This is a genomic window from Methylobacterium oxalidis (genome assembly GCF_007992195.1).
GTDB classification, from domain to species: domain Bacteria; phylum Pseudomonadota; class Alphaproteobacteria; order Rhizobiales; family Beijerinckiaceae; genus Methylobacterium; species Methylobacterium oxalidis.
On the sequence record NZ_BJZU01000034.1, the window covers coordinates 92413 to 100376 of the forward strand.

The 7964-nt window shown below is 71.8% G+C and carries 8 protein-coding genes; 3 read left to right on the top strand and 5 right to left on the bottom strand.

The features are described 5' to 3' along the window. Positions 1–6 precede the first annotated feature (6 nt). Both MOX02_RS10735 and MOX02_RS10740 read left to right on the top strand, forming a co-directional pair. On the top strand, positions 7–1719 hold the full coding sequence (locus tag MOX02_RS10735) for a PAS domain-containing protein (RefSeq protein WP_147025781.1): 1713 nt from the start codon (positions 7–9) through the stop codon (positions 1717–1719). Between the two features lie 134 nt (positions 1720–1853). Next, the gene (locus MOX02_RS10740; protein WP_147025782.1) at positions 1854–2300 is read left to right on the top strand and encodes a hypothetical protein; all 447 of its coding nucleotides are present in this window, start codon (positions 1854–1856) and stop codon (positions 2298–2300) included. Between the two features lie 19 nt (positions 2301–2319). On the opposite strand, the gene MOX02_RS10745 is transcribed toward MOX02_RS10740, so the two are convergent. Further along, positions 2320–2499 (bottom strand): hypothetical protein, encoded by a 180-nt coding sequence (locus tag MOX02_RS10745; protein WP_373866731.1) that lies wholly within the window; start codon positions 2497–2499, stop codon positions 2320–2322. 265 nt (positions 2500–2764) lie between these two features. On the opposite strand from MOX02_RS10745, the gene MOX02_RS10750 reads away from it, so the two are divergent. Further along, positions 2765–3304 carry a formaldehyde-activating enzyme gene (locus MOX02_RS10750; protein ID WP_147025784.1) on the top strand — a complete coding sequence of 180 codons (540 nt, stop codon included), beginning with the start codon at positions 2765–2767 and terminating at the stop codon, positions 3302–3304. Positions 3305–3321: 17 nt separating this feature from the next. Here MOX02_RS10750 and MOX02_RS10755 read toward each other — a convergent pair whose 3' ends face one another. The 4 genes from MOX02_RS10755 to MOX02_RS32135 form a co-directional block, all read right to left on the bottom strand. Continuing rightward, positions 3322–3663: a hypothetical protein gene (locus tag MOX02_RS10755; RefSeq protein ID WP_147025785.1), complete on the bottom strand. Its 342-nt coding sequence runs from the start codon at positions 3661–3663 to the stop codon at positions 3322–3324. Further along, entirely contained in the window at positions 3660–4097 is a 438-nt protein-coding gene (locus MOX02_RS10760) for a hypothetical protein (RefSeq protein ID WP_147025786.1), read from the bottom strand. The genes MOX02_RS10755 and MOX02_RS10760 overlap by 4 nt, the downstream gene beginning before the upstream one ends. A gap of 48 nt (positions 4098–4145) precedes the next feature. Next, positions 4146–7496 (bottom strand): error-prone DNA polymerase, encoded by a 3351-nt coding sequence (locus MOX02_RS10765; RefSeq protein ID WP_147025787.1) that lies wholly within the window; start codon positions 7494–7496, stop codon positions 4146–4148. Beyond that, the coding region (locus tag MOX02_RS32135; RefSeq protein ID WP_373866732.1) for a DUF6504 family protein at positions 7493–7964 on the bottom strand (472 nt) is incomplete at its 5' end. The genes MOX02_RS10765 and MOX02_RS32135, both read right to left, overlap by 4 nt.

Genomic DNA, 7964 nt, shown 5'->3' on the forward strand with positions numbered 1-7964 from the left:
GTCGTCATGACGTGGTTGAAGCAGAGCAAGGAGCAGAGGAGCGACGGCGAGGCACTGCTGCGATCGCTCGACCGTTCGCTCGCGACGATCGAGTTCGCGATGGACGGCACCATCCTCGACGCCAACCCGAACTTCCTCGCGCTGATGGGCTACGACCTCGAAGAGGTTCGCGGCCGGCACCACCGCATGTTCGTCGAGCCGGGGGTCGCCGAGAGCGAGGCCTATCGGGACTTCTGGCAGGACCTGAAGCGGGGCCACTACCAGTCGGCCGAGTTCAAGAGGATCGGCCGCGGCGGCCGCGAGGTCTGGATCCAGGCGACCTACAACCCGATCCTCGACCGTCACGGCCGCCCGGTCCGGGTGGTGAAGTTCGCCACCGACGTCACGGACGAGACGCGGCGCAACGCCGATTTCCGCGGGCAGGTCGCCGCGGTCAACAAGTCCCAGGCCGTGGCCCACCTCGCGATGGACGGCACCCTCCTCGACGCCAACGACGTGTTCCTGCGCCTGTTCGGCTACGAGCGCGAGGCGGTGGTCAGCCAGCATCACCGGATCTTCATGGAGCCGGCGGCGGTGGAGGGGTGGGACTACGCCTCGTTCTGGCAGAAGCTGCGGGCGGGGGAGTACCAGCAGGGCGAGTTCAAGCGCGTCGCCCACGGCGGGCGCGAGGTTTGGATCCAGGCGAGCTACAACCCGATCCTCGACAGGGACGGCCGACCCTTCAAGGTGGTGAAGTTCGCCACCGACGTCACGGCGACCAAGCTGCGGACGGCCGACTTCACCGGGCAGTTCGAGGCGATCAGCCGCTCCCAGGCGGTGATCCAGTTCGATCTCGACGGCGTCGTGCTCGACGCCAACGAGAACTTCTGCGACGCGATGGGCTACCGGGTCGGCGATATCCGCGGGCACCACCACCGCATGTTCGTGGAGCCGGCCTACGCGGCGAGCCGCGAGTACGACGAGTTCTGGCAGCGCCTGCGCCGGGGCGAGTTCTTCTCCGCGATCTTCGAGCGCGTCGGCCGCAACGGGCGCAAGGTCTCGATCCAGGCGACCTACAACCCGATCCTCGACATGAACGGCCGGCCCTTCAAGGTGGTGAAGTACGCCACCGACGTGACGCTCAACATGGAGGCGCGTGCCCGCGCCGTCGGGGCGACGGCACAGACCCTGAGCAACGTGCAGTCGGTGGCCGCGGCCGCCGAGCAGATGAGCGCCTCGGTCTCCGAGATCGCGGGCGTCATGGTGCGCTCGAAGATGGCCGTCGACACGATCAACGGCGAGGCCGAGGTCGCGGACCACGCCCAGATGCGCCTGCGGCAGGCGGCCCAGTCGATGGACGGGGTGGTTCAGGCGATCACGAAGATCGCCGAGCAGATCAACCTGCTGGCCCTCAACGCGACGATCGAGGCCGTGCGCGCGGGCGAGGCCGGCAAGGGCTTCGCGATCGTGGCCAACGAGGTGAAGAACCTCGCCAACCAGGCGACGGTGGCGACCTCGCGGATCTCGGAGGAGATCGCGGCCATGCAGGGCGTCTCCGACGAGGTCGCCGACACCCTGGCCTCGATCAGCAAAGGGATCTCCTCGGTGCAGGAATTCGTGACGCAGGCCGCCTGCGCGATCGAGGAGCAGAGTGCCGTGACGCGCGACATCTCGGTCAGCATGCAGAACGCGGCGGTGGACGTGCGCAGCATCGGCGAGGGCCTCGCCGCCTGGGCCTAGGGCGGCGCTCCCCCATCGGGAACCGGGCACAGTCCCGCCTTTCCCGCCGAGCGTGTCCTGACCGAGCTTGACCGCGGGCCGGGAGCCGCTTCAATGCGGGCGGCGGCGGGAGATCCGAGGAGAGCCCGGTCGGGATGGCGATGACAGGCAGACGGCTCGTTCCGGTTCTCGCCCTCGGCCTGTCGGTCGCGGGTTGCACCGGCTTCTCCTACATCTCGAAGACCTATGTGAGCCTCACGCCGCAGGTCGTGACGATCGGCTGCAACGATCCCTATGAGGTCTACGACCAGCGCCAGCAGCGCCGGATGCTGATCGTCTCGAACGCCCTGCGGGAAGTGACGGGCTGCGGCATCGGCGACCGCTATGCCGGGCACGACCCGGCGGCGACCCGGACGGAACGCTTCCGCCTCGCCGCCCGCACCTACCTCGACGAGACCCTGCGCGAGGATTGCCGGATCTCCGGCGAGACCATCTTCACCGACCTGCAGACCGAGTTCGCCTACACCTGCGCCGGACCAGTCGAGCCCCGCGGAAGCCGGGTGCCGCGCCTGCCGGGCCGCCGCGAGGTCGGCGTGCGCTGAGCGCGTCCGCGCGAGGGGCCTAATCCCCGCTCGCCGGGTGTGGGAATGTCCGCTCCATCGCGTCGCCGGCGGCGGCGAGCAGCGCCCGGGCGAGGTTGCGGGCCTCGCCCCGGTCGAGATCGAGGATGGCGGTGAGGGGGCGTCCGTCGAGGTCGTTCAGGCCGAATTCGAGGCGGACCCCGTCCTCGGCCGCGGCCACCGAAAGGCTCCAGTCGCGGCTTCTGTCGCGGCTCCTCTCTGATCCGTTCATCGGCATCGCGCCTCTTGGCCCGCACGCGCCCCGCGGTGCCCGCCCTGCATGGCGCATCGCGCGGGCGCTGGCCAGCGCCTTCGGGGACGGAGCGGGCGGGCCTCCCGCAAAATCGCATGGCTCGCCCGCTCGATTGATCGGCCCGTCCGATTGACGCCCCGGCCGCCCCGGTGCTTTACGCGCCCTCGTCACAGAAGCGAGGGAATGTCACGCGATGTCCGAGATCTGGTTCCGCACGGGCGAGGCGACGGTGCTCGCCGCCGAAGGGCAGTACACGGACGCGATGCCGGAGGTGCTGATCGGCTCCACCCGCGGGCCGGCGGGGCACGCTTTCGCCGGCATGATGGGGCAGGCCCAGGGCCACACCCGCATGTTCGTGGTGCGCGACCTCAACCAGCTCGTGCGCCCGGCCACGATGATGACCACCAAGGCCACGATCCACACGGCCGAGTACGTCGAGCTCCTCGGCGGCGTGGTCCAGGCCGCGACCGGCGACGCGATCGTCGACTGCATCATCGAGGGCGTCCTGCCGAAAGAGGGCGTCGACGAGCTCTGCATGATCATCATGATCTGGCTCGACCCGCGCTGCGCCGAGGATCCGAACCTCGACCGCAAGGACCTCTACCGGACGAACTACGAGGCGACGAAGCTCGCCATCGCCCGGGCGCTGAAGGGCGAGCCGACCGTCGACGAGCTGATCGCCAACCGCAAGACGGTCAAGCACTACGCCCTTGAGGACGTGATCGAGTACTGATCGGCGGGGCGCCGGCGTCAGGGGCGTCGCACCTCCTGGGCTCTGGTGCTGCCGCGGTTGCGCGCCCGGAACGCGGTCGCGACGGTCAGCAGGAAGCGGCCTGGCAGGCGTCCATAGATGTGTGTGGGCGGAGTTCGGCCGGGGATCGCCCGAAGGTCCGGGCCCGGCCACGCGAAGACGTTCGACTCGTTGATGACGACCCATTGCGGCGCATCGTCGAGTCCCGACGCCCTCCGGACATCCGCGGGAATCTCGATCGCGTCGTCCGGCCGATAGGGCGGCGCGTGGGTGATCGGCAGGACGAGCACCTGCGTGGCGCCGTCCGCGCTCGCGACGGCGAGGGCCAGTGCGCCCGTCACCCCGGCGGGATCCGTCCCACCGAGCAGAGGGTGCGGATCGAGCCGGCGCTGTCCGTGTAGCAGCTCGCCGACCAGCCGTTCTGCTGGATGAAGGACTTGCGGCGCTCGGCGAGCGAGGCCTGATAGGCCTTCGTCAGGATCGCCTGGACGGTGCCGGGCGACTCGCCGACGAGGAGCTGCGAGGCGATCGAGAGATCCTGGAAGAAGGCCGCGGAGGGCGTCGGGTCGCCGGAGCTCGCCTGCACGATGGGCTCGGCCCGGCAGGTGAGGTCGAGCTTGATGCTGCCCGGCACCTTGATGTCGATGCTCGGCCCCGAGCGGCGCCCGACCTTGCCGCCCGTGGCGGCGGCGATCTGCTGGGCGAGCCCGTTGCAGCTGTCGGCGCGGGCGGCGGCCGGCGCGAGGAGGAGAAGGGCGAGGGCGAGTCGAAGCATGGCGGCACTCTACGCGGGCGCCGCCGCTTGTCGAGGCGGCGCTTGGCGTCAGTGGAAGTCCCGGCTGCGGTAGACCCGCCGGTCGAGGGGCGCGCCGAAATCGTTGGTCTCGGCCGGCAGCCGCACCCCGCCCTCCCGCAAGGCGCGCAGCTCGTCCGTGAGGTCGCGGAAGCGCTCGGCGATCACGTGCACCACCCGGTGCTCCCCCGAGCCCTCCCGCTGCACGCGGCCGCGCACCGCGAGGAAGCGGGCGGTCATAGCCGCACGCCGGTTCGCCTCGAAGACCTTGCGCCAGACGATGACGTTGGCGATGCCGGTCTCGTCCTCGATCGTGAGGAACACGACGCCCTTGGCGGTGCCCGGCCGCTGCCGGGTGAGGACGAGGCCCGCCACCGTCACCCGGCTGTTCGGGGGCAGCGCCTCGTCTCCGTGGTCGCGGGCGGGGATCGCGCCGATCCGGGCGAGGCGCTCCCGGAAGAAGGCGATCGGGTGGCCCCTGAGCGAGAGGCCGGTCGAGACGTAATCCTCCGCCACCTGCTCGCTCGGGGGCATGGCGGGCAGCGCCACCGCGGGCTCGTGCCGGAACAGGCCGTCGTCGGCGTGGAAGGCGAAGAGGGGCAGCGGCGTCTCCAGGAGATGCGCCCGGCGGTCGGGGCCGGCCTCCGCGGCGGCCTTCGCCGCCCTGCGCGCCGAGGTGCCCTCGAGGGTGCGCACCATCCAGAGGGCGGCGCGCCGGTCGAGGTCGAGGGAGCGGAAGGCGTCGGCCTCGGCGAGCCGCTCCAGGGCGTTGCGAGGAAGCGCGAGCGCCGCCTGCAGACCCTCGATGCTGGCGTAGCCGTTGCCCCGCACCGCCACGAGCCGGCGCATCGCGGCCTCGGGCAGGCCGCTCACCTGGCGCAGGCCGATCCGCACGGCGAGGCGCCGCGGCACGCCGGGGGGCGGAGCCTCCGCGGCCGGCTCCAGGGTGCAGTCCCAGTCGCTCGCGTTCACGTCCGGCCCGCGCACCTCGACGCCGTGGGCGCGCGCGTCCCGCACGAGCTGGGCCGGCTGGTAGAAGCCCATCGGCTGGGCGTTCAGGATCGCGGCGAGGAAGACGTCGGGGTGCCGGCACTTCATCCAGGCCGAGGCGTAGACGAGGAGGGCAAAGCTCGCCGCGTGGCTCTCGGGGAAGCCGTAGGTGGAGAAGCCCCGGATCTGCGCGAAGCAGCGCTCGGCGAAGTCGCGCGGGTAGCCGCGGCCCGTCATGCCGCCCACGAACTTCTCCTCGAAGACGCCGATCGTGCCGACGTGCCGGAAGGTCGCCATGGCCCGGCGCAGGCCGTCGGCCTCGGCAGGGGTGAAGCCCGCCGCCGTGATGGCGATCTGCATGGCGTGCTCCTGGAAGAGCGGCACGCCGTAGGTCCGGCTCAGCACGGATTCGAGCTCGTCGGCCGGCCCGTGGTCCGGGTGGGGGGCCGGGTAGTCGACGGGCTCGGCGCCCGCCCGGCGGCGCAGGTAGGGGTGGACCATGTCGCCCTGGATCGGGCCGGGCCGCACGATCGCCACCTGCACCACGAGGTCGTAGAATTCCCGGGGCCTGAGGCGCGGCAGCATCGACATCTGCGCCCGGCTCTCGACCTGGAACACGCCGACCGAATCCGCCCGGCTCAGCATCGCGTAGACGGCCGCGTCCTCCTGCGGCAGGTCGGCCAGGGTCGGGTAGGAGGCGCCGTAATCCCGCTCCAGAAAGTCCAGGCCGCGCTTCAGGCAGGAGAGCATGCCCAGCGCCAGCACGTCGACCTTCATCAGGTCGAGCACGTCGATGTCGTCCTTGTCCCACTCGATGAAGGTGCGATCGGGCATGGCGGCGTTGCAGACGGGCACCGTCTCGTCGAGCCGGGCGCGGGTCAGCACGAAGCCGCCCACATGCTGCGACAGGTGGCGGGGGAAGCCGATCAGGGCGACGGCGAGGTCCACCGCCTGCCGGATCGCCGGGTTTCCCGGGTCGAGCCCGGCCTCCGTGACGTGGCTGTCCGGCAGGTCCTTGCCCCAGGAGCCCCAGACCGTCTCGGAGAGCGCCGCCGTGATGTCCTCGGTGAGCCCCAGAACCTTGCCGACCTCGCGGATGGCGGAGCGGGGCCGGTAGTGGATCACGGTGGAGCAGATCGCGGCGCGCTCGCGGCCGTACTTGGCGTAGAGGTACTGGATCACCTCCTCGCGGCGCTCGTGCTCGAAATCGACGTCGATGTCGGGCGGCTCGTTCCGGTTCTCGGAGATGAAGCGGGCGAACAGCAGCCGGTGCTTGGCCGGATCGACCGCGGTGATGCCGAGGCAGTAGCAGACGGCGGAATTCGCCGCCGAGCCGCGGCCCTGGCAGAGGATGCCCCGGCTGCGGGCGAACTCCACGAGGTCGAACAGCGTCAGGAAGTAGCGGGCGTAGTCCATCCGGGCGATGAGCCTCAGTTCCTCGCGCAGCGTCGCCTCGACGCCCGGCGGCAGCCCGTCCGGGAAGCGCCAGGCCGCGCGCTCGAAGGTCTTCGCCTCCAGATACTCCTGCGCCGTCCGGCCCGGCGGCACCGGCTCGTCCGGGTACTCGTAGGTCAGCTCGCCGAGGGAGAAGCCGCAGGCCTGCGCGATCTCCAGGGTGCGCCGGACCGCCTCCGGATGGTCGGCGAAGAGGCGGGCCATCTCGTGCCCCGGCTTCAGGTGGCGCTCGGCGTTGGCCTCCAGCCGGTAGCCCGCCTCCGTCAGGCGGCAGCCCTCGCGGATGCAGGTCACCACGTCCTGGAACGGGCGCCGGTCGGGGTGGTGGTAGAGCGCGTCCGAGACCGCCACGAGGGGCGCGCCGAGGCGCTCGCCGAGCTCCGCCAGGAGGCCGAGGCGGCGCCGCTCGTCCCCGCGGCGGACATGGGCGCCGCCGAGATAGGTCCGGCCCGGCGCCGCCGCGGCGAGCGCCTCGAGACGGGCCGCGAAGCCCTCGGGGGGCGTGAGCCGGCGCCCCGGGGGCATGGCGATGAAGATCTGACCCTCGGCCGCCTCCAGCATCTCGGCGAAGGCGAAGCGGCACGCGCCCTTCCGCGCGCGCCGGTTGCCGGCCGAGAGCAGCCGGCAGAGCCGCCCGTAGGCCGCCCGGTCCATCGGGTAGGTGACGGCCTCGAAGCCCTCCTCGGTGACGAGGCGCACGCCCGGCAGGAAGCGGATCCTCCAGGTTTCCGGCCGGCTCCGGTCCCGTAGCCCTTCCGGCTTCACCCGCGCCGCCGCGTAGGCCCGCACCAGCCCCGCCACCGTGTTGCGGTCGGCGATGCCGATGGCCGAGAGCCCGTAGGCGACCGCCTGCTCCACGTATTCCTGCGGGTGCGAGGCGCCGCGCAGGAAGGAGAAGTTCGTGGCGACCGCGAGTTCCGCGTAAGGAACGCTCACGCGAACAGCCCGTGCACGAACCAGCCCGCCGGCTCGCCGGTCGCGTGGGCGCCGTCCCGGTAGAGCCAGAGCCGGCGCCCGGACTCGCACTCGACCACGTAGTAGTCGCGGGTCTTGGCCGGGCCGCTCTTGCCCGGCCCGCGCCACCACTCGGGGGCGACCCGCTCCGGCCCCTCCGCGTGGGCGACCCGGTGCAGCCGCCGCCGCCAGCGGAACCGCTCCGGCGGCCCCTCGGGGGCGAGCGCCACCACCTCCGTCGCCTCGCTGCGCTCGAACAGGACTAGGGGGCGGGGCCGCAGGCCCTGATCGGGGCCGGGCCAGTGGAGGCTGACGCGGGTGACGGGCTCGAAACCCTCTTTCTCGAATGGGAGAGGGGATGGCCGGAAGATCATGTCGCCCGCGGTCGGCACGACGGAACTGGTGATCGGCCGGGCGGCGCGGGTCCCCTCTCCCGTTCGGGAGAGGGAC